Below are 21,311 nucleotides of genomic sequence, written 5' to 3'. Positions count from 1 at the left end.
GTGGTATTTTCAGTCAGAAGAAGACAGGGCGCGTGCCTCTGCCAAAAGGGCGGCGATGCGGTTTGGGTCAGCAATCTCGTTCAGCAGGATAAGCACGAGCCGGGCGTTGAGCGCATGGGATTGATCTGTGTCGAGCCCGTCATGGGCGGCGATGAGGGCGGCGTAGACGTCGTCGCCCTGTGGGCCCAGCCTGTCGTTGATGATCATGGCGTGGCTCCGGTGGCGCGTGCGTAGGCCGCTTGAATGGCGGCCGCGTCCGGCGTCGTGAAACAGGCGCAGATGTGGCCATCCGGGCGCAGCAGAACAGCGCCGGTATCGCCGTAGCGGGCGGCGCGCTCGGGCGTGGCGGGCAGCGCGTAGGTGTCGATTGTGTCCGGCACCTGCCAGTTCTGCGCATCGAGGGTGAGCAGGCAGAAGCGGCCCTGAACAGCTTCGACGAGCCATCCATCCGGCAGCGGCATGTCGATCAATGCGCGCCCGACAAGCGGGTGGTCGCCGGTTTGCAGGGGCATATCCGCCAGCGCGCATGGTTGGCTGAGCCTGCCGGAGTTGATCAGTTTGCGTGCAAACGGGTGTTTTGCGGCGAGGCGCAGGGTTTCGTTGCGAAAGAGTGCCTCGATCTTAGATTTTGGGGTCATGAAATTGGTGGCGCGGGCCGAGTTCAGGATGTTTTCGTCCGACCCGTGGCGGCGTTCGGCATCGTAGCTGTCGAGGAGCGTTGTGGGCGCGCCGTTCAGCACGGCGGCGAGTTTCCAGCCGAGGTTGTCCACGTCCTGAATGCCGCCATTGCCACCGCGCGCGCCAAAGGGGGAGACCACATGGGCGCTGTCACCCACGAAAAGCACGCGGTTGTGCACGAACCGGTCCAGTTTGGCGCAGCGGAATTTGTACACGCTCATCCAGTCGAGGCGAAAGGGCATGTCACCGATTATGGCCTTGATACGCGGGATGACCTTTTCCTCGGTGGCTTCGGATTTGGGGTCGGTGTCGGGCCCCAGTTGCAGATCGATGCGGTATATATTGTCGGGTTGCTTGTGCAGCAGCGCCGATTGGCCCGCGTGGAAGGGCGGGGCGAACCAGAACCAGCGTTCGGGGTCTTCGGTCTCGAACGGGCTGTTTGGCAATTCGACGTCGATGATCAGGAAGTGTTCTTCGAAGGTTTGCCCTTTGAAGGGGAGCTCCATACGCTTGCGTGTGGGAGAGCCAGCGCCTTCGGCGGCGATGTAGTATTCGGCCTCCAGTTGGTAGGGGCCGTCGGGGGTTTCGACGGACAGGCGCACATGGTCGCCGTGATCGCTGTGGTCGGTGACCTTGTTCAGAAAGCGCAGGTCGATATGGTCGCTGAGCGCTTGCGCGCGTTCGACGAGGTATTGTTCGACGTAGTATTGCTGGAGGTTCACGAAGGCGGGATATTTGTGGCCATCTTCGGGGAGCAGGTCGAAACTGTAGACCTCGTCCGCGCCGTGAAACAGGCGGCCAACTTTCCACGTGACACCTTTGTCGCGCATCCGGGTGCCAACGCCGAGGCGGTCGAAGATTTCGAGCGTCCGTTTGGCCCAGCAGATCGCACGGGAGCCGACGGAGACGACGTTGTTGTCATCCAGCACGACGGATTTGATGCCGTGTTGCGCCAGATCGATGGCCATGGCGAGGCCAATCGGTCCTGCGCCCACGATTGCCACGGGGTGGCGCGGTTCTGGGCTGGTGAGGCCCGGTGGGGCGACGTAGGGAAATGGGGCGTAATCATAGGCCATCGGGGTGGTCCTTTTTGATCAGCTTGATGGTGGTCCAGAGGGTGGTGCCGCCAAAGAAGAGGCCAGCGATGCCGACCGCTTCCCAGCCGCCGGGGCCTTGGGGCCAGCCGCGATAGGTGATGGCCGCGACGAGGACGGCAAGCCCGGCCAGCGAAAAGGCGAGGCGAAACAGCAGGTCGCCGCGGGTGGGGCCGTATTTGCTCATGTGAAGTAGGCTTGAGCCGCCGGGTGGCGGTCGTAGTCGAGGTGAAATTCGTCCAGTTGCGGCGGCGCGATGCCTGCGTCCTGCAGCATCACATGGGCTTGGCCGCGGTGGTGGACCTGATGCTGGAAGAGATGCGGCAGCAGGGCCCTGACGGTTTCGGTCATTATGCCCTCGCGCCGTTCCGTGTGACGGATGTCGTCCAGCATATCGGGGCTGAGACCTGTGCAAAAGCGGATGAGGCGCGCATCGGTTGCCGCCTGCGCGGCGGCGAGGCGCGGCACGTCCGAGATTTCGTCCGTCGCATAGACGCTGCGGCCTTGCCCGCCCTGTTCCAGTGCGTCGATATAGTAAAGATCGGCCTGATGGATGTGGTTCAGCGTCGCCTTAATGGATCCAAAGAAACCGGGGCGCGGTGCGGCAAAGGTCGCGGCGTCCATGTCGGACATGCGGTCGTAGAGGCGCGCATTGGCCCATGCGTTGTTCTGGGCCATACGGATCAGCATGTCGATGGCGTCGCTCATGCCTGCAGTGCCTCCCACATGGCGATGTCGCGTTCGGCAGTCCAGATGCGGGGTGTGTCGATGTCGAGCGCCTCGTCATAGGCGCGGGCGACGTTGAAGGGCAGGCAGTGTTCGTAGATCGCGTAGTCGCTGAATTTGGGATCGCATTCGTCGCGCACGGCGTCCCATGCCTCTTTCAGTGTGCCGCCGCGCAGGGCGACGCGGGCTGCGGGCAGGTAGGTGGAGCGGACAAAGTCGGCGGTGCTGTCGATGGCGGCATTCACCATGTCGCGGCCTTGGAGGGCATCCCCGCGGCCCGGTGCGATGGCGTCGAGGTTGAAGTCGCGGATGTTTTCCAGCGTCTTGGGCCAGTCGTGAAAGTGCCCGTCGCCGCAATAGCAGGCGGAGTGGTATTCGACGATATCACCGGTGAACATAACATTGGCGTCGGGCACGTAGATCACTGCGTCGCCCGCCGTGTGGGCGCGGCCCACCTGCATGATGTCGACCCGCCGCTTGCCCAGATAGATGCTCATCCGACCGTTGAAAGTGGTGGTGGGCCATGTGAGGCCGGGGATGCTTTCATGTCCTTCGAAAAGGCGGGGGAAGCGCTGAAATTCGCTGTCCCAATCCTCTTGGCCGCGCTCTGCCACCATCCCGCGCGCTTTTTCCGACATGATGATTTGTGGCGCGCCATAGGCGGAGGCACCAAGGACACGGACCGCATGGTAGTGGGTGAGAACCAGATGCGTAATCGGTTTGTCGGTCACCTCGCGGACCTTTTCGATGACCTTGTGAGCAAGACGCGGCGTGGCCTGCGCCTCGACGATCATCACGCTGTCATCGCCGATGATCACGCCGGAATTGGGATCGCCTTCGGCGGTGAAGGCCCAGAGATCGCGGCCCACTTCTTCGAAGGTGATCTTTTTCTCGGTCATGTCCCCTTGGGAGGCGAAGGCTTTGGCCATGTGTTGGTCCTTTTGGTGTCTGTCGGACCGGGGCGCTGCCCCGGACCCCGGAGTATTTGGAAAGAGAAGAAGTCAGCGGGCGTAGGGGTCTGAGAGCGCCGGAAGGATCGTGCCTGTGCAGGTGCCGAAGCCGATCCTGTAGCCCGTTCCGGCGGCATGGCCCGCGAGGGTGAGGGTGTCTCCGTCTTCGAGGAAGGTGCGGGTGTCGCCGGTGTCGAGGGTCAGTGGCTCCTTGCCGCCCCAGCTGAGTTCCAGAAGACTGCCGCGTTCGGGCTTGGTCGGGCCGGAGATGGTGCCGGAGCCCAACAGGTCGCCCACATTCATCGGGCAGCCCGAGGTGCTGTGATGTGCAAGTTGTTGGGCGGCGGAATAGTACATCTGGTTGTAGTTGGTTTCCGCGATGGTGCTGGCCTTCTTGCCAGCGGGCGCGAGGGTCACGCTGAGGTCGATATCGTAAAGCATCGGGCGCGTGTCCTTGAGGTGGTCGAGCAATTCGAATTCACGTTCCGGGGTGTTCGTGCGGAACGGTTCGAGCGCTGCTTTGGTCACGATCCACGGGCTGACGGAGGTGGCGGTGGCCTTGGCCTGAAACGGCCCGAGGGGCTGGTATTCCCATGCCTGAATGTCGCGCGCGGACCAGTCGTTGAGCAGCACGTAGCCGAAGATGGCGGCGTCCGCCTCGTCCACGCTGATCGGCCCGTCAGAGGCCATGCCGACAATCGCGCCCAATTCCAGTTCGAGATCGAAGCGGCGGCAGGGCAGGAAGGCGGGCTTGTCATGGTCGGGCGATTTCAGCTGACCCCAGGGGCGACGAACATCTGTGCCGGACACCACCACAGAGGACGCGCGCCCGTTATACCCGATCGGGATGTGCAGCCAGTTGGGCGGCAAGGCGTTTTCGGCACCACGGAACATGGTGCCCACATTGGTCGCGTGATGGCGGCCTGCGTAGAAATCGGTGAATTCGGAGACCACAAGCGGCATATGCAGCGTCGCGTCGGCCATGGGCACCAGCAACGGTTCAACCAATCCACGTTCGGTGGCGTTTTCGGCGAGCAGGTCGGTCAGGCGCGCCCGCAGCGCGGCCCAGACGGCTGGGCCTTGCTCCATCAGTTCGTTCCAGAACGGCACATCGAAGAGCGGTTCATCGGTCAGGTCGATCACGCCCTGCTCTTCGGCGGCATACATGTCGAGGATCATGTCCCCGATCGCCACCCCGCAGCGGGCGTCGCCATCGGTCACCGAAAAGACGCCGTAGGGCAGGTTGTTGAGGGGAAAGTCGGTGTCGGCGTTGTTGGCGCTGTCCACCCAGGATTTCAAAAGTGTCATTGTGCGTCCGGTTGGTTGTCGGGATGGGCGGCGGCGATGGCCGGGTGGTCGAGGCAGGCCGCCTCGATCCGGGCGAGACGGGGGAAGGGCGACATGTCGAGGCCCCAGCGGTGGGCATTGTAGGCCTGAGACACGATGCAGATGTCAGCGAGGTCCGGTGTATCGCCAAAGGCAAAGCGGGTGTCGTTCGACACCATGGCCTCGACGGCGGTGAACCCGTTGACGATCCAGTGCTGCATCCACGCCTTGGCATCATCGGCGCTGGCACCGTGGGCCGCTTGCAGGTGCTGGACCACGCGCAGGTTGTTGACGGGGTGGATGTCGAGCGCGACGGCATGGGCGGCGGCCATGACGCGGGCCCGGTCCAGCGGGTTATCCGGGAGCAGGCGCGGGCTTGCGATGGCGTCGAGATAGTCGATGATCGCAAGCGATTGGGTGAGCGTCGTGCCGTTGTCCAGCACCAGCGTCGGCACGCCCATGCCGGGATTCATCCCGGCGTAATCGGGGGTGCGTTGTGCGCCGCCCAGCAGATCGACCAATACCGTGTCGAATGTCAGCCCCTTGAGGTGCAGTGCCGCGCGAACGCGGTAGGATGTGGTGGAGCGCCAGTAGGAATAGAGTTTCATCATCGCCTCACACTTCGTCCCGGTCCGACAGGCCGGACATCTCGCCAGGCATACGTTTGCGCCGCATGGCAAAGCCTTTGCCGCCCACACCCATGCGCAGGATTGCGGGCAGTTGCCAGAGCGTGCAGGCCAGAAGCACAATCAGCGCCCAGCCCAGCCAAGAGATTGAGGACAGAAAAGCAATCATGTGTCTGGCCGGTCCGCACGGTCCGGCGCGGGGCTGTAGAGGTCAGGCCGACCGGCCACAAATGCCCGCCCGAGCCGCCAGAGCACCCCACCCGCCAGAAGCACACCGCACAGGACCAGAACAAGGCTGACGACCCCGCCGTTCATCATTTTTTCCCCGGTGTGCCGTCGAATTTCTTTTCGATGTCGGCCCAGCAGTCAATGTAGTCGTCCTGCAACGGGGCCTCGTTCGCGGCAAAGCGGGTCAGATGCTGGGGAAAGCGGGTTTCGAACATGAAGGACATGGTGTTGTCCAGCTTGACCGCGTCAAGGTCGGCATTGCTGGCCCCCTCGAACGCGTTTTTGTCAGGTCCGTGGGGTAGCATCATGTTGTGCAGGCTCATGCCACCGGGCACGAACCCTTTGGGTTTGGCGTCGTACTGGCCGTAGATGTTGCCCATCAGCTCGGACATGATGTTCTTGTGATACCAAGGCGGGCGGAACGTGTCTTCGGCCACCATCCAGCGTTCGCGGAAGAGGACAAAGTCGATATTGGCCACGCCCGGCTGACCCGAAGGTGCCGTCAGCACGGTGAATATGGACGGGTCGGGGTGGTCGAACAGCACGGCACCCACCGGGCAATAGGTGCGCAGGTCGTATTTGCAGGGCGCGTAGTTGCCGTGCCATGCCACCACGTCCAGCGGGCTGTGCCCGATCCGGGTTTCATGGAACTGGCCGCACCATTTGATGGTCACGGTCGAGGGCGCTTCGCGGTCCTCATAGGCGGCGACGGGAGCCTTGAAGTCGCGTGGGTTGGCCATGCAATTGGCCCCGATGGGACCACGGCCCGGCAGTTCGAACTTGGCCCCGTAATTCTCGCAGACAAAGCCGCGCGCGGGCCCGTCGAGCACCTCGACCCGGTAGAGCAGGCCGCGCGGCAGGATAGCGATTTCCTTTGGCTCAAGGTCGATGATTCCCAGTTCGGTGCAGAACCGCAGGCGGCCTTCTTGCGGGACGACCAGCATCTCGCTGTCGGCGGAATAGAAATAGGCGTCCTGCATGGATTGCGTGACGAGGTAGATGTGGCTGGCCATGCCCACTTGGGTGTTCACGTCACCCGCCGTGGTCATCGTGCGCATCCCCGTCAGCCATGTCAGCGCGTCGTCCGAATGCGGCACCGGGTCCCAGCGGTACTGGCCAAGGCTGGTCACATCGTCGATCACATGCGGGGCCGAGCGCCAATAGGGCAGGTCGATGCGTTCATAACGGTGCGAATGTTTGACCGACGGGCGGATGCGGTAGCACCACGTGCGTTCGGGACGCACATCGGTAAAGGCCGTGCCGCTTAGCTGTTCGCCATAGAGGCCGTAATTGACCTTTTGCGGGGAATTCATGCCTTCGGGCAGGGCGCCGGGCAGGGCCTCGGTTTCGAAATCATTGCCAAAGCCGGGCATGTAACCCGCCGTGATCCCGGCACCTGACGGGGCTTGCACCATCGAATGTGGTGCGGTTTGGCGGTTCATCCGGCATCTCCCCGTTGCGTTGAGTCGCGTCAACGTAATAGTTGTGTTTGTAACTAACAAGCGGAGTGCGCATGTCAGGTTTCAACCTTGAACAGTTCCTGCCCTACCTTCTGAATCAGGCGGCGGAGGCATCGAGCCTTGCGTTTCAACAGGTCTACAAGGATCGCTATGGAATGCTGCGCAACGAGTGGCGGGTGCTGTTCCACCTAGGCATGTACGGGCAGATGACCGCACGCGAGATTGCCGCGCGGGCGCAGTTGCACAAGACCAAGATCAGCCGCGCCGTGGCCAAGCTGGAGGCGCGGCGGTTCCTGACGCGCACGCGCGATGGCGGAGACCGGCGGGTCGAGCATCTGGCGCTGACAGCGGTGGGCCAAGCCGCGTTCAACGATTTGCGGCAGGTGGCGGAACGGTACGACCGGGCGTTGGTGGCCGATCTGGCGCCGCAAGAGGCTGCGCATCTGCGCGCATTGCTGGCGCAACTGGCGCAACAGCGCGTGTCGGACCCGCTCAGGGGAAAGTGATTTGCATGGCTGTGGCGATGGCCACAGGCTCGGGCGATGTGCCGTGCCGCAACCGGAGACCTGATATGCGCCGTTTCGTTCTGACCCTTGCGACCGCGGGCCTGTTTGCGACCGGGGTCGCCCTGTCGGCGGCGGCACAAGGCGCGCCCTGCGGAGACGCCGAAACACCGTGCGAGATTGCGGGCGGCGATTATCATTACGCGGTGCCCACAGTCACCCCCAAGGGGATCGTGATGCACCTGCATGGCGGTGGGGGGCGTGGGCGCGGCCTGCTGACATCCGGTCTGGCCCGCGCCGCGTTGGCACGTGGGTACGTCTTTGTCGCGCCGAACGGATGGCACCCGGAAAACCGCTGGCAGCGCGATTGGTCAGTGACCGCGCGCGGCACCGATCACAACCGGGACGACAAGGTGTTTTTGGCGAATGTGATGGCAGATGTCCGCACCCGCACGGGCGTCACCGAAGGCATGGTGCTGCTGGCAGGGTTTTCCCGTGGCGGGTCGATGGTGTGGGACATGGCCTGTCAGGTGCCCGATTTCGCCGATGCGTTTGCGCCGCTGGCCGGGGCGTTCTGGGATGACCTGCCTGCATCCTGCGCGGCGCCGGTGCGCCTGTTTCACACCCATGGCTGGAATGACCGGACCGTCCCGCTCGAAGGGCGGTCATTCGGTGGGGGTGCTGTGGTGCAGGGGGATGTCTGGGCCTCGCTCAAGATCCTGCGCGAAACCAATGGCTGTGACGCGCGCCAGCCTGAAAAGAACAGCTATGACGCCGATCTGTGGCTGCGTCACTGGACCGATTGCGCTGCGGGTGAAATCCAGTTGATGCTGCACAAAGGCGGGCACGGCGCGCCGCAGGGCTGGGCCGCGCGGATCATGGATTGGTTCGAGGCGACGCCCAGCTAGTCGGCAAAGTTACTGATGATCCGGTCTATTTCCTCCCGGCAGGCCCGCGCGATTGTGCCCTGTGCCGCACGCGCGGCGGCGTCCGTATCCTCCAGATCGCCGACGATCAGGATATTCTCGTCATTCGATTTGTTGGCGGGCCGGGTGTAGTTGAAACTGCCGAAAATGGTCAATTGGTCGTCGATCACCATCAGTTTGTGATGAACCTTGCCCAGTGATCCGCGCCCGCCGGCCACTTTGACCGCAATTCCCGCCTCTTCGAGGGGGAGTTTTGCCGCCCACCTTTGGTTGCCCTGTCGCCGGTCCAGCACGCCGGTCACCTTGATCCCGTTCTGGTGCGCGGCAATCAGCGCGTCGTCGATGCCCGAAGACTGGGCAAAGGTGAACGCGGCAAAATCAATCCGTTCGCGCGCCTTTAGGATCTGTTTCATGATCTCCATCTCGGGGCCATGGTCCGGCGCAAAAAGCGGTTTGACCCGCATCCCCGATACGGCGACCTCCTTTGGGCGGTCGCCGTGCGCCACCGAGAATTTGCCAAACCGGCCCTCGCGGATTTCACGGAATTCGCGTTTGTAGGCGGTGGCGACGCTGGCGTTTTCCACCACGACGACATGGTTGAGGTTCTTGGTCACACCTGTGGTGGTGAAATTGGTTGAGCCGGTCAGCACCGTGTTGCCGAGCACCATGAACTTCTGGTGAAAAATCTTGGGGTTGAAGTCGACCTTCACATCGGTGGTGGACCGCAGGATGGCGTTGAACAATTCGCGATTGATTTCGTACTTGCCGCCGGGCGTGTGTGCGTCTGCGACAGTGCCCGGTTTCGAGGCCGCCAGAAGGTAGCTTTGCTCGATCACGAGGTCGATGGTGACCCCACGCAGCCGTGCCGCGATGATGGCGTCGGCGATGTCGGGATTGTCAATTTCCTGCACCGCGATCATCAGGGTCTGACGCCTTTTCGCGCGTCCGATAAAGTCCACGATGGGCTTGAGCAGATCATCCGCCGCGCCGTGTTCCTGCGGTCCTAGATGAACGGTGACATCGCCGTGTTGCACTGGCATTAGTCAATTTCCACGCATCGCACTGCACCCAAGGGTAGTGACATTCGTGAAGTCTGGCAAATTTTGCCGTCAGAAGTTCAGCTCAACCCCCGGCAGGTCAAGCGCCTTGACCAGATCGCGCAATTCCTGCCGGGCCGCCACGTTGGAAATGTTAAGCTGTTTGACCCCCACATCCTTGAGATCCAGCAGCGTCAGGCCACGTGGGAACAGTTCGCGGAAAATCACCCGTTCGGAAAATCCGGGTGCGATGCGAAAGCCGATGCGCTTGGACAAGGCGGTCAGCACGCGCTCCATCTTTTCCTTGTTCACCATGCGCTGGGCGCCGACGCGGTTGCGCACAACGATCCAGTCGATGGGTTTGAGGCCTGCTTGCGCGCGCAGTTGCCGCGCATTCCACACCATTTCGGAGTAGACCGAGGGGCCAAGGATCTTTTCGCCAGAGGGGTCGGTTTTGGCCAGCAGGTCGAAATCCACAAAGCTGTCGTTGAGCGGGGTGATCAGCGTGTCGGCCAGCGAATGCGCCACTTGGCTTAGGCGCGTGTGCGAACCGGGGCAGTCGATCAGGATAAAGTCGTTGTCAGGCTCCAGCGTGGCCACGGCCGCCGACAGGCGGTGGTCATAGATGTTTTCGCCGGGCTTCAGGGCGCTGGCGTCGATTTCAGGCAGGTCGTGTACATCCGGGCTGGGCAGGTCCAGCCCGGATGAGGCCAGAAAGGCGCGCCGGTTTTCGACATAGCTGCCAAAGGTGCGTTGGCGCAGGTCGAGGTCCAGCGCGCTGATCTTGTGACCCATGCGCGCAAGTGCGGTCGCCACATGCATCGACACCGTCGATTTGCCCGCGCCGCCCTTTTCGTTGCCCACGACGATGATGTGCGCCATGCCCGTCCCCTTGTCGCGCGTTGCCGCGTCGTTGATGTTGCGCATACTATATGTTGTGGCAGCGCCCTTGCCTAGAAGGCGCGGGCGTTTTCCTGCGGCACCATGGCACGATTTCCTGTTAGCGCTATCAGGATGGCCATGGTATAGCCCGCCCAAACCCGTTCGCGCGACAAAGGAGAGCCCATGCCCCTGCACGCCACAGTCAACACTGTTACCCAACGTATCATCGAACGCAGCGCGCCGTCGCGGCGCCGGTATCTGGACCGGATGGCGGCTGCCAAGTCGCAAGGCCCTGCGCGCGCGCATCTGAGCTGTTCGGGGCAGGCGCACGCCTTTGCCGCTGCGGGCGACGATCAGGCCCGTCTGGCCGAAGTGTCAGCCGGGAACCTTGGAATCGTGACGGCCTACAATGACATGTTGTCGGCCCATCAGCCATTCGAACGCTACCCCACGCTGATCCGTGACGCGGTGCGCGCGGCAGGTGGCACGGCGCAGGTGGCAGGTGGTGTACCGGCCATGTGCGATGGCGTGACCCAAGGCGAGGCAGGCATGGAGCTGAGCCTGTTTTCGCGCGATGTGATCGCACTGGCGGCGGGCGTGGCGCTGAGCCACAACACCTTTGATGCGGCTGTGTATCTGGGGGTGTGCGACAAGATCGTGCCGGGCCTGATCATCGCCGCGCAAAGTTTTGGACATATGCCGGCTGTGTTCCTGCCAGCGGGCCCGATGACCTCTGGTCTGTCCAACGACGAGAAGGCCAAAGTGCGCCAGCGCTACGCCGCTGGCGAGGCCACGCGCGAGGAATTGCTGGCCTCGGAAATGGCGGCTTACCATGGGCCGGGCACCTGCACGTTTTACGGCACCGCAAACACCAACCAGATGCTGATGGAGTTCATGGGCCTGCACTTGCCGGGCGCGTCCTTTGTCAATCCGAACACGCCCCTACGCGACGCGCTGACCACCGAAGGCGCGCGGCGCGCCCTGAGCCTGAGTGCCTTGGGCAATCACTATACGCCCGTTGCGAGCATTCTGGACGAAAAGGCGTTTGTGAACGGGATCGTCGGGCTGAATGCCACGGGCGGGTCCACGAACCTGCTGATCCACCTGATCGCGATGGCGCGGGCTGGCGGTATCGTTCTGGATTGGGAAGATTTCGCGGACCTGTCCGAAGTGACGCCGCTGATCGCGCGGGTCTATCCCAACGGTCTGGCGGATGTGAACCATTTTCATGCGGCGGGCGGCCTTGGCTACATGATCGGGGAATTGCTGGGCGCGGGCCTGCTGCATGACGACACCCAGACGGTCGCGGGCGAAGGGTTGGAGCATTACACCCAAGAACCCAAGCTGATCGACGGCGCGCTGACATGGACGCCCGGCGCGTCCTCCAGTCTGAACGACAAGATCGTGCGCCCTGCGTCCGACCCGTTCCAACCCACTGGCGGACTGAGCCGGATGGCGGGCAATATGGGCACCGGTGTGATGAAAGTATCCGCCGTGGCGCCAGAGCACCGCGTGGTTGAGGCACCGGCGCGCGTGTTCCACGATCAGGATGCCGTCAAGGCGGCGTTCAAGGCCGGAGAGTTCGCGACAGGCGATGTTGTCATCGTCGTGCGGTTCCAAGGGCCCAAGGCCAACGGGATGCCCGAGTTGCACAGTTTGACACCGCTGCTGGGTATCTTGCAGGGACGCGGGCAAAAGGTGGCACTGGTCACCGATGGGCGCATGTCGGGCGCGTCGGGCAAAGTGCCCGCCGCGATCCACGTCAGCCCCGAAGCGCTGGACGGCGGCCCCATCGGACGTATCAAGGACGGTGACCTGATCCGGGTCGATGGCGATGCCGGTATTTTGGAGGTGCTGACAGAAGGTGCGCTGGAACGCCCCCTTGCCACTGCGGATCTGTCGGATAATCACTGGGGGGTCGGGCGCGATATGTTCCATGCCTTCCGCAACACGGTGGGTTCGGCGGATACAGGCGCCACTGTATTTGGAGATTTTTAAATGATTACGGCAAAAGCTGCCTCCGTCCGGGCCCGGGAAATCTGCGAACTGGCACCGATCGTGCCGGTGCTGGTGGTCGATGATGTGGCGCACGCCAAGCCGTTGGCCGAAGCACTGGTGGCAGGCGGACTGCCTGCGCTGGAGGTGACGCTGCGGACGACCGCCGCGCTGGAGGTCATTGCGGCCATGACGGCGGTCAAAGGGGGCGTCGTCGGGGCTGGCACGCTGGTCACCCCGCAAGATGTCTGTGACGCCAAGGAGGCGGGTGCGCATTTCGGTGTGTCGCCGGGCGCAACGGATGCACTGATCGCTGCATGTGAGGCCGAAGGCTTGCCATTGCTGCCCGGTGCCGCAACCGCATCCGAGGCCATGGCGCTGTTCGAGCGCGGATATGACATGCTGAAATTCTTTCCCGCCGAGGCGTCGGGGGGCGCTCCGGCGCTCAAGGCGATCGGTGCACCACTGCCACAGATCGCGTTTTGTCCGACAGGGGGCGTGAGCCCCGGCAACGCAGAAAGCTATCTGAGCCTGCCCAATGTGGTGTGTGCCGGTGGCAGCTGGGTTGCGCCCAAGGACAAGGTGCAGTCTGGCGACTGGGCCGGGATTGAGGCATTGGCGCGCGACGCGGCGACGCTGGGCCGTTAGGGGCGCCGCCGGGCGGTTCTGTTTGCTGCGCAAAGGCGCCCGCCCACCGACCCCGGCGATGGCACGAGCGTGCGCGTCACGTCCCCTGACAGATGGCGGTGCGGATGTGTCATTTCCGACGTCATGCGATCAGGTCAGCGGTTTCAGCGATCCACGCAGCTTGAGCGAGCTTTGCAGCTGTTCCGACAGACCGACGCTGTCCTGTTCCACCATCTTTACCAATTCCACAGCCGCACGGCGCCCCATTTTGCGGTGGGGCACGTGGACTGTGGTCAGCGGCGGCGTCAGGATGCGCGCCAATTCAATGTCATCAAACCCGGTGACCGAAATGTCATCCGGTACAGACAGGTTCAACTCGCGCGCGCGGCGCATTGCGCCAGCGGCCAGCACGTCGTTGCCGCACATCACCACTGTGGGGCGCTCTTTGCCAGCGATGGCCTGATCGAACGCTTGTGCACCGCCTTCGATCTCATAAGGCGTTTCGACAACAATCAGGCTGTCGGGGTCGAGGCCATTGTGGCGCAACCCGTCCTTGATCCCCTGCAGGCGGCCCTGGGCGCGGTCATTGCCTTCGAGGATACCGGATATCGCAGCGATCCGGCTGTGACCCATCGCAATAACCTTATCGGTCAGGGCCTGCATGGAGGCGCGGTTGTCAAAACCGATGCAAGGTTGCGTGCTGTCGGGCGCAAAGGCCCATGCGACCAGCGTGGGGATCGCACGTTGGCGCAAATAGTCATAGATGCCCGCGTCCCGGGCGTAGCCGATCAGCAGCAGGCCGTCGGCACCGCGCGCAACAAGCGATTTGATCTGCTCTTCTTCGATCTCGGGGCGGTAGGCGGAGCTGGCGACCAGCAACGTATAGCCGCGTGTGTGCAGCTCTTCCTGAAACGCCTGCAAGCCACGGGCAAAGATGGCGTTTTCCATGGTGGGAATGATCGCGCCGATGGTGAAGGTGCGCCGGGCCGCCATGACGCGCGCGCCGAAATTGGGCGTGTACCCCAGCTCTTCTACCGCGGACAGGACACGGGTGCGGGTGCGTTCCACGACCCGTTCGGGCGAATTGAGGCAGCGCGACACCGTGGCCGTCGACACGCCTGCCTGTCGGGCGACGTCGTCAAGCGTTGGGGCGGATCGGGCACGCGGCATCTGGTCAACCTGTACTGTCTTTCAAATTCCTTGAACGGAATATTCCAGAAAGTCAAAGAGATCGGCAAGAATGTAAGCGCTTGCACGAATCAAATGTAAGCGCTTACAATGCGGGTAGAACCATAATCGTTTCGGGAAACCCGTTCATGTTCCTTGCTGCCTCTCTGATCGTCTTTGTCGTCTATTTCGCCAACGTCGCTCTGGGTGCTTTTGCGGCAAGCGCATTTCTTGGGGATGTCGGCGAAATGCTGGTTCTGTTTGCCGCGTCGATCCTGTTTGTCGTCGCCATTCTTCAAAAAGAAGCTGACCGAAAAAACAAAGACGGCAGTTAAAGACCTCTGGGAGGATCCTTCATGGACAAAGATCGCAAGGCACTTGCGTCGGCTGAGCGCCGGAATTTTCTGAAATTGACGGCGGCGGGCAGCTTTACCGCTGCTATGGTCGTCGGGGCGGGTGGTATGCTGTGGTCGTCCGAGGCCGCAGCCCAAAGCGCGAACGAAGAGCGCACACGCGAAGCCGCAGCCGATCACGTGATGGTGCTGGCCACGGCTTACCCGGTGGGTGCGTCGCGCGGCTATCCGATCATGCAACTGGACCTCAAGGAGAACATCCAGAACGCCACCAACGGCAAGGTCTACGTGAAACTCGCCCCCGGCGGTCAGTTGGGCGCCGGTGGCGCGCTGGTGCAGGCCGTGCAAGGCGGCACGATTCAGGCGGCACAGCATTCACTGTCGAATTTCGCGCCCTTTGCGTCGACGGTTGACCTGATCAACATGCCGTATCTGTGCGGCTCAAACCAACGCTTCACCAATCTGGTGAATTCCGAGTTCTGGAAGACCACAGTCGAACCCAAGGTCGAGGAAAACGGGTTCAAGGCGCTGTTCTACGTCAACATTGACCCCCGCGTCGTTGCCATGCGCAAAGGCGGTTCCGGTCCTGTGCTGACGCCAGCCGACCTCGAAGGGGTCAAGTTCCGCGTGCCGGGTTCCAAGATGCTGCAACAATACTACCGCATGGTCGGCGCCAACCCGACGCCGGTCGCGTGGGGCGAAACACCCTCGGCGATCAAACAGGGCGTCGCAGACGCGCTGGATCCATCCGTGGGCGCGCTTGAGGTGTTTGGCTTCAAGGACATCCTGAGCCACGTGACCTTCACGCAGGCGGTGCCGGACAGCCAAGTCTATTCCTGCAATCTCGAATGGTTCAAATCGATGCCCGCCGACGTACAGGAAGGCATCATGTGGGGCTCCGAGATGACGGCGCACCAGAACCTCGCCAAAGTGCCGTCGGCCCGCGCCTATGCCATGGCCGAACTGGTCAAGGCGGGTGTCCAGTTCCATTCGCTGAGCGAAGACCAACTGGCCGAGTGGAAAGCCGCAGGCGGCTACCAGCGGTCCGAATGGGACGAGTTCAAGGTCGAACTGGCCGGTTCCATGGAGGCGTTTGCCAAGATGGAAGAAGCCGCAGGCACCCAAGGCAAGTACTACGTGCACGACGCGTAACTGCCAGAGCGGGCGCGCTGATGAGCGCGCCCGCCACCCCGTTCCCGCCACTGAATGACCGACGCGCAACCCGTGCGCCCATTCGGCTTGGCCAATCAGCAGGTTCCGACATGGATTTTTTGCGCCGAATTGATCGCGATGCCGAACGGTGGCTGCTTCTCGTCTTCTATGTGATGCTGGTCATCACGATGGCGATTGAAGTGTTGCGCCGCGAAATCTTTTCCTACTCGTCCATCTGGGGCGAAGAGATTGTCCGCTATTCCTTTATCTATCTGGCGTGGATCGGCGCTGCCGCCGCTGTCAAGGAACGGGCGCATATCCGCATCGATGTGATCATGCATTACCTCGGGCCACGGCCCAAGGCGCTGCTCTATATCTTTGGCGATCTGGTCATGTTCGGTGTCGCGATTATCGCGCTGTACTGGTCCTACGAGTCTGTCCATATCTCGGCCAAGTTCGGTTCGGTCACGGACGGTCTGCGCGTGTCCAAAGTGTGGTTCCTGATGGCGGTTCCGCTGGGCTTTGCGCTGATCATCGTGCGCCTGATCCAATCCCTGCTGCGCGACATTCACTCCCTCAGAACGGGCAAGCCCGTTTTCGAGGGCGATACGCTTTTTGATTGAGGGATGACCTGAAATGCTTTGGCAAACCTTTGATCAAACCGTCATCCTGGGCTGGGACTTTTATCTGCCGGTTATCGTCTTTGTCGCCCTGATTGCGTTGGCCGTGCCCGTATGGGCGGCCATCGGGACCTCTGCGATCCTGATGCTGGTGATGTCCGGCGACCTGCCGCTGAGCCTTGTGGGCGAAAAGCTATTTACCGGCATCGACGCCTTTGCCCTGACGGCTGTGCCGCTTTTCATCCTGACGGGCGACGTTCTGGTGCGCACCGGGCTCAGTCGGAAATTCCTTGATGTGGCCGAGGCGCTGACCTGCTTTACCAAGGGTGGGTTCGGGTCGGCCACGGTGCTGGTCTGCGGCATGTTTGCGGCCATCTCAGGCTCGGACGCGGCGGGGGCTGCCGCCGTGGGGCGGATGACCATCGCGCGGCTGGTGGAATCTGGATATCCCCGGCCATATGCCTGCGCCTTGGTTGCGGCGGGGGCCTGCACGGGCATCCTGATCCCGCCATCCATCGCCTATATCATCATCGGCCTTGTGCTGGGCATATCTGCATCGACCCTGTTTCTGGCGGCACTGATCCCCGGTGTGGCCATCCTGCTGGCGATCCTGATCACCAACCTGATCGTGAACCGCATCTATGGCTACGAGGGTGGCGGCCAGATGACTCTGTCGGAATGGCTGGGCAGTCTGGGCCGGGCGCTGAAATCCGGCTGGTACGCGTTCATCGTGCCCGGCATCATCTTTTATGGCATCTTTTCGGGGCGCCTGACGCCGACAGAGGCGGGTGCCACGGCGGTGGTTGTGACCATCATCATGGGGTTCATCCTGCGCACGCTCAGCCTTGCGGATTTTCCGGCCATGCTGGTCAGTTCGGCCAAGGTGAACGGCGTGATCCTGCCCATTATCGCCTTTTCCGCCCCGCTGGCCGAAGCGTTGGCAATCATGGGTGTGCCGCAGGGCTTTGTGGCCTCTGTCACCGGTCTGACGAACGAGCCCTGGATCCTGATCCTGTTGATGATCGGTATTCTGATCGCCGCAGGTTGCGTGATGGAAACCACGCCGAACATCGTGATCCTTGCGCCGATCCTGATGCCGCTGGCCGAGAATATCGGTATGAACGAGATCCAGTTCTGTATCATGATGATCACAGCGCTGGGCGTGGGGTTCATCACGCCGCCTCTTGGGCTTAACCTGTTTGTCGTGTCTGGCATCACCGGGGAATCCATCCTCAAGATCGCCGTGCGCGCCGTACCTTTCGTTCTGTGCATGTTCGTTGTCGTGCTGCTGATTGCCTATATCCCAGCGATTTCGACCACGTTCTTGCCCGACATCTACAAGTAGGACTCCGACTGATATGACACGCGAATACCTCAAGAAAGCGACGCTGACGGCCAAATCCGATGCGTCCGAAGTCCACGAAACGGTCAAGACGATCCTCGCCGATATCGAGGCGGGTGGCGATGCCAAGGCGATGGAATACGCCGCCAAGTTCGACCGCTACGAGGGCAACGTGCTGCTGACACCCGAAGAGATCGAGGCCGCGGCGGCGCTGGTCCCGGAAAAGCTCAAGGCCGATATCCGGTTCGCCCATGACAACGTGCGTCGGTTTGCCGAGGCGCAAAAGGCAACGGTGTCCGATGTCGAGGTCGAGATCGTGCCGGGTATGATTGCGGGCCAAAAGGCAATCCCGGTGGATGCGGCGGGCTGCTATGTGCCCGGCGGGCGGTACAGCCACATTGCATCTGCCATCATGACGGTCACCACGGCCAAGGTTGCGGGGTGCGGTCACATCACCGCCTGTTCACCGCCGCGCCCGGGCGTGGGCGTGGCCCCGGCCATCATCTACGCCGCAAACCTGTGCGGCGCGGACAAGATCATGGCGCTGGGTGGGGTACAGGGCGTCGCGGCAATGACCTTTGGCCTGTTTGGTCTGCCCAAGGCGAATATCCTTGTGGGCCCCGGCAACCAGTTCGTGGCCGAAGCCAAGCGAATCCTTTTTGGCCGTGTCGGTATCGACATGATCGCAGGCCCGACCGACAGCCTCATTCTGGCGGATGCCACGGCGGACGCGCATATCGTGGCGACCGATTTGGTCAGTCAGGCCGAACACGGGTATAACTCACCCGTCTGGCTGGTGACGGATGACCGTGCGCTGGCCGAGCAGGTGATGGCGCTGGTGCCCGGCCTGATCGATGATCTGCCGGAGGTGAACCGCGAAAACGCGGCCGCTGCGTGGCGCGACTATGCCGAGGTGATTGTCTGTTCCGACCGCGAGGAAATGGCCGCCTGTTCCGACGATTACGCGCCCGAGCACTTGACAGTGCAGGCGGAGGATCTGGATTGGTGGCTCGAACGGTTGACTTGCTACGGGTCGTTGTTCTTGGGTGAAGAAACCACCGTGTCCTACGGTGACAAGGCAACCGGTACGAACCATGTGCTGCCAACATCGGGCGCTGCGAACTACACGGGCGGCCTGTCGGTCCACAAGTACATGAAGATCGTGACGTGGCAGCGCGCCACCCGTGAAGGTGCCAAGCAGGTGGCCGAGGCGACCGCACGCATCTCGCGCCTTGAAGGGATGGAGGGGCACGCCCGCGCCGCCGATGTCCGGCTGGCCAAATACTTCCCGGACGAGACATTCGACCTGACCGCCAATGGCTGACCCGCGCGCATTGTTTGACCTGACGGGTCGTGTGGCCTGTGTCACCGGGGCCAGTTCCGGCCTTGGACGGCGTGCCGCCATCGCATTGGCCGGGGCAGGGGCGCGTGTGGTGGGCGTCGCCCGCCGCGCTGACGCCCTGTCCAGCCTCAAGGACGAGATTGGGGCACAGTCCGATTATGTGGCAGCGGATGTTGCGGACCGGGCTGGCATTCCCACCCTCGCGCAGGCCATCAGCGCGTCCTTTGGTGCGCCCGACATCATTGTGCACGCGGCGGGTATCAACACGCGCCAAGCTGCGGACGATGTCACGCCCGAAGGTTGGGACGCAACCGTGGCGCTGAACATCTCGGCCCCGTTCTTTTTGACCCAAGCGCTGGTGCCCGCGATGAAGGCCAAGGGCTGGGGGCGCATCGTCAACTTTGCCTCGCTCCAGACGACGCGCGCCTTTCCGGGTGGCATTGCCTACGGCACGACCAAGGCGGGCATCGCACAGATGACCCGCGCCATGGCCGAAGCATGGTCGGCGCACGGCATCACCGCCAACGCCATTGGTCCGGGCTTTTTTCCGACAGAACTGACCGAGGCGGTGTTTTCCGATCCCGAACGGGCGCAGCGCAATGCGGCCCAGACCTGCCTTCAGCGCAACGGGCGGCTGGAGGATATTGACGGACCGATGCTGTTCCTTTGTTCGGACGCGTCGGGTTATGTGACCGGACAAACACTGATGGTCGACGGGGGGTTCACCGCAAAATGAAAGCGCTGGTTTACGAGGGCGTCGAAACGCTGGGCATTCAGGACTTGCCGATGCCTCAACTGGGTGCTGGCCAATCGCTGGTGCGGGTTGCGGCGTCCGGTATCTGTGGGTCCGACATGCACGCTTATCTGGGGCATGATGATCGGCGGCCCGCACCGCTGATCCTTGGCCATGAGGCCGCAGGTGTCATCGAGGGCGGTGCACGAGACGGCACGCGGGTCACAATCAACCCATTGGTCAGTTGCGGCACCTGCGCGGCCTGTCGGGCCGGGCGCAACAATCTGTGCCCGGATCGCAAGATCATCTCCATGCCGCCGCGCGAAGGCGCTTTTGCCCAATACGTGGCGATGCATGACGACAACCTGATCGTGGTCCCCGACCACGTTCCGCTGGACAAGGCGGCGCTGGCCGAACCCCTGGCGGTTAGCTGGCATTCGGCGCGTCTGGGGCTGGAGGCGATGGATTGGGCGCTGGGAGAAAATGCGCTGGTGATCGGGGGCGGCGCCATCGGATTGGCCGCCGCTCTGGCACTCAAGGCTCAGGGCGTGACAGATGTAACCATCGCCGAACCCAACGACGTGAGGCGCACGTTTCTGACAGAGCGTTGTGGCCAGCAGGCCGTGGCGGCGGGCAGCGGAGACTACGGTATGGTTGTTGACGCAGTGGGATATGCCGCCACGCGGGCCATTGCATCGGACCTCTGCCGCCCCGGCGGCGTGATTGTACACATCGGTTTGGGCGAAGACCTTGGCGGTCTTGATATCCGCCGCATGACCCTGCAAGAGATCACGTTTATCGGCACCTATACCTACACGCCGCAGGATTTCCGGGACACCTGTGTCGCGATCTATGACGGCGCGCTTGGCCCGCTTGACTGGACCGAGCGGCGCAGTCTGGATGACGGGCCGCAGGCCTTTGCCGCGCTACGGGCTGGCACGGTTGCGGCCCCAAAGATCATCCTTGATCCATGGGCCTGATCCAGCGCCCCCACACCCGGATGGAGACAAAGCATGTACAGTAAAATCCTCGTTCCGATGGCGCTCGACCATGGTGTGTCGATGCACACACTTGAGATCGCCAACGCGCTGCGTGCACCGGGCGGTGAGGTCATCGCTCTGCACGTTCACGAGGCCCCCCAAGGGTCGGTCAGCGCCTATCTCGACGCAGAGACTGTGGCAGCCGGGTTTGAAAAGGCCCGTGCCGATCTGGCGGAAAAGCTGTCCGGTCATGCGGACGTGACGCCCGTCATCGTCAAGGGGCATTCGGCGCGTACCATCATCGACTATGCCGACGCTCACGGCATTGATTGTATTGTGATCGGCTCGCATAAACCCGGCCTCAGCGATTATTTCCTTGGCTCAACCGCTGCCCGTGTCGTGCGGCACGCGGGATGTGCCGTCCATGTACACCGCGCGTCGTCGTGACGCCGCGCCCCTCCCCATTCATGAAAGGTCCCTCCGAGAGATGAACATAGACAAGAAGATCACCGACGATCTTGTGGCGAACGGCGTTTCGTTTGTCACGACGGTGCCGTGCAAGCA

25 protein-coding genes and 1 pseudogene are annotated in these 21,311 nt (G+C 62.6%); 13 read left to right on the top strand and 13 right to left on the bottom strand.

Annotated features, from left to right (window positions below; genetic code table 11):
* Nucleotides 1-9: 9 nt before the first annotated feature.
* The 10 genes from Q1A85_RS20155 to hmgA form a co-directional block, all read right to left on the bottom strand.
* The gene (locus Q1A85_RS20155) at nt 10-207 is read right to left on the bottom strand and encodes a DUF2783 domain-containing protein (RefSeq protein WP_299693936.1); all 198 of its coding nucleotides are present in this window, start codon (nt 205-207) and stop codon (nt 10-12) included.
* Entirely contained in the window at nt 204-1,754 is a 1,551-nt protein-coding gene (locus tag Q1A85_RS20150; protein WP_299693934.1) for an FAD-dependent oxidoreductase, read from the bottom strand. The genes Q1A85_RS20155 and Q1A85_RS20150 overlap by 4 nt, the downstream gene beginning before the upstream one ends.
* Nucleotides 1,744-1,959: a hypothetical protein gene (locus Q1A85_RS20145; RefSeq protein ID WP_299693931.1), complete on the bottom strand. Its 216-nt coding sequence runs from the start codon at nt 1,957-1,959 to the stop codon at nt 1,744-1,746. The genes Q1A85_RS20150 and Q1A85_RS20145 overlap by 11 nt, the downstream gene beginning before the upstream one ends.
* Nucleotides 1,956-2,480, bottom strand: coding sequence for a DinB family protein (locus Q1A85_RS20140; protein WP_299693928.1), 525 nt, complete (start codon nt 2,478-2,480; stop codon nt 1,956-1,958). The genes Q1A85_RS20145 and Q1A85_RS20140 overlap by 4 nt, the downstream gene beginning before the upstream one ends.
* A complete protein-coding gene (locus Q1A85_RS20135) occupies nt 2,477-3,427 on the bottom strand; it encodes an MBL fold metallo-hydrolase (RefSeq protein WP_299693926.1) in 951 nt (316 codons plus the stop codon). The genes Q1A85_RS20140 and Q1A85_RS20135 overlap by 4 nt, the downstream gene beginning before the upstream one ends.
* A 72-nt stretch (nt 3,428-3,499) precedes the next feature.
* Nucleotides 3,500-4,756: a fumarylacetoacetase gene (fahA, locus tag Q1A85_RS20130; protein WP_299693923.1), complete on the bottom strand. Its 1,257-nt coding sequence runs from the start codon at nt 4,754-4,756 to the stop codon at nt 3,500-3,502.
* Nucleotides 4,753-5,382 carry a maleylacetoacetate isomerase gene (gene maiA, locus Q1A85_RS20125; RefSeq protein ID WP_366140622.1) on the bottom strand — a complete coding sequence of 210 codons (630 nt, stop codon included), beginning with the start codon at nt 5,380-5,382 and terminating at the stop codon, nt 4,753-4,755. Before maiA ends, fahA begins: the two co-directional genes overlap by 4 nt.
* Nucleotides 5,383-5,389: 7 nt before the next feature.
* Complete coding sequence (locus Q1A85_RS20120; protein ID WP_299693918.1) at nt 5,390-5,569, bottom strand: hypothetical protein; 180 nt, start codon at nt 5,567-5,569, stop codon at nt 5,390-5,392.
* Nucleotides 5,566-5,715, bottom strand: a complete 150-nt coding sequence (locus Q1A85_RS20115; RefSeq protein WP_299693916.1) for a hypothetical protein — start codon at nt 5,713-5,715, stop codon at nt 5,566-5,568. The genes Q1A85_RS20120 and Q1A85_RS20115 overlap by 4 nt, the downstream gene beginning before the upstream one ends.
* Nucleotides 5,715-7,070 carry a homogentisate 1,2-dioxygenase gene (hmgA, locus tag Q1A85_RS20110; RefSeq protein ID WP_299693914.1) on the bottom strand — a complete coding sequence of 452 codons (1,356 nt, stop codon included), beginning with the start codon at nt 7,068-7,070 and terminating at the stop codon, nt 5,715-5,717. The genes Q1A85_RS20115 and hmgA overlap by 1 nt, the downstream gene beginning before the upstream one ends.
* 71 nt (nt 7,071-7,141) lie before the next feature.
* Between hmgA and Q1A85_RS20105 the strand changes: the two genes are divergently transcribed.
* Both Q1A85_RS20105 and Q1A85_RS20100 read left to right on the top strand, forming a co-directional pair.
* Nucleotides 7,142-7,594 carry a MarR family transcriptional regulator gene (locus Q1A85_RS20105; RefSeq protein WP_299693912.1) on the top strand — a complete coding sequence of 151 codons (453 nt, stop codon included), beginning with the start codon at nt 7,142-7,144 and terminating at the stop codon, nt 7,592-7,594.
* A 65-nt stretch (nt 7,595-7,659) separates the two neighbouring features.
* The gene (locus Q1A85_RS20100; RefSeq protein WP_299693909.1) at nt 7,660-8,499 is read left to right on the top strand and encodes a polyhydroxybutyrate depolymerase; all 840 of its coding nucleotides are present in this window, start codon (nt 7,660-7,662) and stop codon (nt 8,497-8,499) included.
* On the opposite strand, the gene Q1A85_RS20095 is transcribed toward Q1A85_RS20100, so the two are convergent.
* Together Q1A85_RS20095 and Q1A85_RS20090 are read right to left on the bottom strand one after the other, a co-directional pair.
* On the bottom strand, nt 8,496-9,557 hold the full coding sequence (locus Q1A85_RS20095; RefSeq protein ID WP_299693907.1) for a phospholipase D-like domain-containing protein: 1,062 nt from the start codon (nt 9,555-9,557) through the stop codon (nt 8,496-8,498). The genes Q1A85_RS20100 and Q1A85_RS20095 overlap by 4 nt on opposite strands.
* A 69-nt stretch (nt 9,558-9,626) precedes the next feature.
* Entirely contained in the window at nt 9,627-10,436 is an 810-nt protein-coding gene (locus tag Q1A85_RS20090; RefSeq protein WP_299694205.1) for a division plane positioning ATPase MipZ, read from the bottom strand.
* 183 nt (nt 10,437-10,619) lie between these two features.
* Between Q1A85_RS20090 and edd the strand changes: the two genes are divergently transcribed.
* Complete coding sequence (gene edd / locus Q1A85_RS20085) at nt 10,620-12,434, top strand: phosphogluconate dehydratase (protein ID WP_299693905.1); 1,815 nt, start codon at nt 10,620-10,622, stop codon at nt 12,432-12,434.
* Nucleotides 12,435-13,079: a bifunctional 4-hydroxy-2-oxoglutarate aldolase/2-dehydro-3-deoxy-phosphogluconate aldolase gene (gene eda / locus Q1A85_RS20080; protein ID WP_299693902.1), complete on the top strand. Its 645-nt coding sequence runs from the start codon at nt 12,435-12,437 to the stop codon at nt 13,077-13,079.
* Nucleotides 13,080-13,208: 129 nt separating this feature from the next.
* On the opposite strand, the gene Q1A85_RS20075 is transcribed toward eda, so the two are convergent.
* Nucleotides 13,209-14,228 (bottom strand): LacI family DNA-binding transcriptional regulator, encoded by a 1,020-nt coding sequence (locus tag Q1A85_RS20075; protein WP_299693899.1) that lies wholly within the window; start codon nt 14,226-14,228, stop codon nt 13,209-13,211.
* Nucleotides 14,229-14,374: 146 nt separating this feature from the next.
* Here Q1A85_RS20075 and Q1A85_RS20070 point away from each other — a divergent pair, with 146 nt between their 5' ends.
* The 9 genes and pseudogenes from Q1A85_RS20070 to Q1A85_RS20030 form a co-directional block, all read left to right on the top strand.
* Complete coding sequence (locus Q1A85_RS20070) at nt 14,375-14,560, top strand: hypothetical protein (RefSeq protein WP_299376976.1); 186 nt, start codon at nt 14,375-14,377, stop codon at nt 14,558-14,560.
* A 21-nt stretch (nt 14,561-14,581) separates the two neighbouring features.
* Nucleotides 14,582-15,730 (top strand): TRAP transporter substrate-binding protein, encoded by a 1,149-nt coding sequence (locus tag Q1A85_RS20065; RefSeq protein WP_299693896.1) that lies wholly within the window; start codon nt 14,582-14,584, stop codon nt 15,728-15,730.
* Nucleotides 15,731-15,840: 110 nt separating this feature from the next.
* Entirely contained in the window at nt 15,841-16,353 is a 513-nt protein-coding gene (locus Q1A85_RS20060; RefSeq protein WP_299694202.1) for a TRAP transporter small permease, read from the top strand.
* Nucleotides 16,354-16,366: 13 nt separating this feature from the next.
* Complete coding sequence (locus Q1A85_RS20055; protein ID WP_299693893.1) at nt 16,367-17,695, top strand: TRAP transporter large permease; 1,329 nt, start codon at nt 16,367-16,369, stop codon at nt 17,693-17,695.
* Nucleotides 17,696-17,708: 13 nt separating this feature from the next.
* On the top strand, nt 17,709-19,016 hold the full coding sequence (hisD, locus tag Q1A85_RS20050) for a histidinol dehydrogenase (RefSeq protein WP_299693890.1): 1,308 nt from the start codon (nt 17,709-17,711) through the stop codon (nt 19,014-19,016).
* Nucleotides 19,009-19,770, top strand: a complete 762-nt coding sequence (locus tag Q1A85_RS20045; RefSeq protein WP_299693887.1) for an SDR family oxidoreductase — start codon at nt 19,009-19,011, stop codon at nt 19,768-19,770. The genes hisD and Q1A85_RS20045 overlap by 8 nt, the downstream gene beginning before the upstream one ends.
* Nucleotides 19,767-20,747: an alcohol dehydrogenase catalytic domain-containing protein gene (locus Q1A85_RS20040; RefSeq protein ID WP_299693884.1), complete on the top strand. Its 981-nt coding sequence runs from the start codon at nt 19,767-19,769 to the stop codon at nt 20,745-20,747. Before Q1A85_RS20045 ends, Q1A85_RS20040 begins: the two co-directional genes overlap by 4 nt.
* A 33-nt stretch (nt 20,748-20,780) precedes the next feature.
* The gene (locus tag Q1A85_RS20035; RefSeq protein ID WP_299693881.1) at nt 20,781-21,194 is read left to right on the top strand and encodes a universal stress protein; all 414 of its coding nucleotides are present in this window, start codon (nt 20,781-20,783) and stop codon (nt 21,192-21,194) included.
* Nucleotides 21,195-21,234: 40 nt separating this feature from the next.
* Nucleotides 21,235-21,311, top strand: a pseudogene (locus tag Q1A85_RS20030) (sulfopyruvate decarboxylase subunit alpha); the annotation flags it as partial.

It is taken from the genome of uncultured Tateyamaria sp. (assembly GCF_947503385.1).
Classification (GTDB): domain Bacteria; phylum Pseudomonadota; class Alphaproteobacteria; order Rhodobacterales; family Rhodobacteraceae; genus Tateyamaria.
This window is presented reverse-complemented; position numbering and strand designations above follow the sequence as displayed.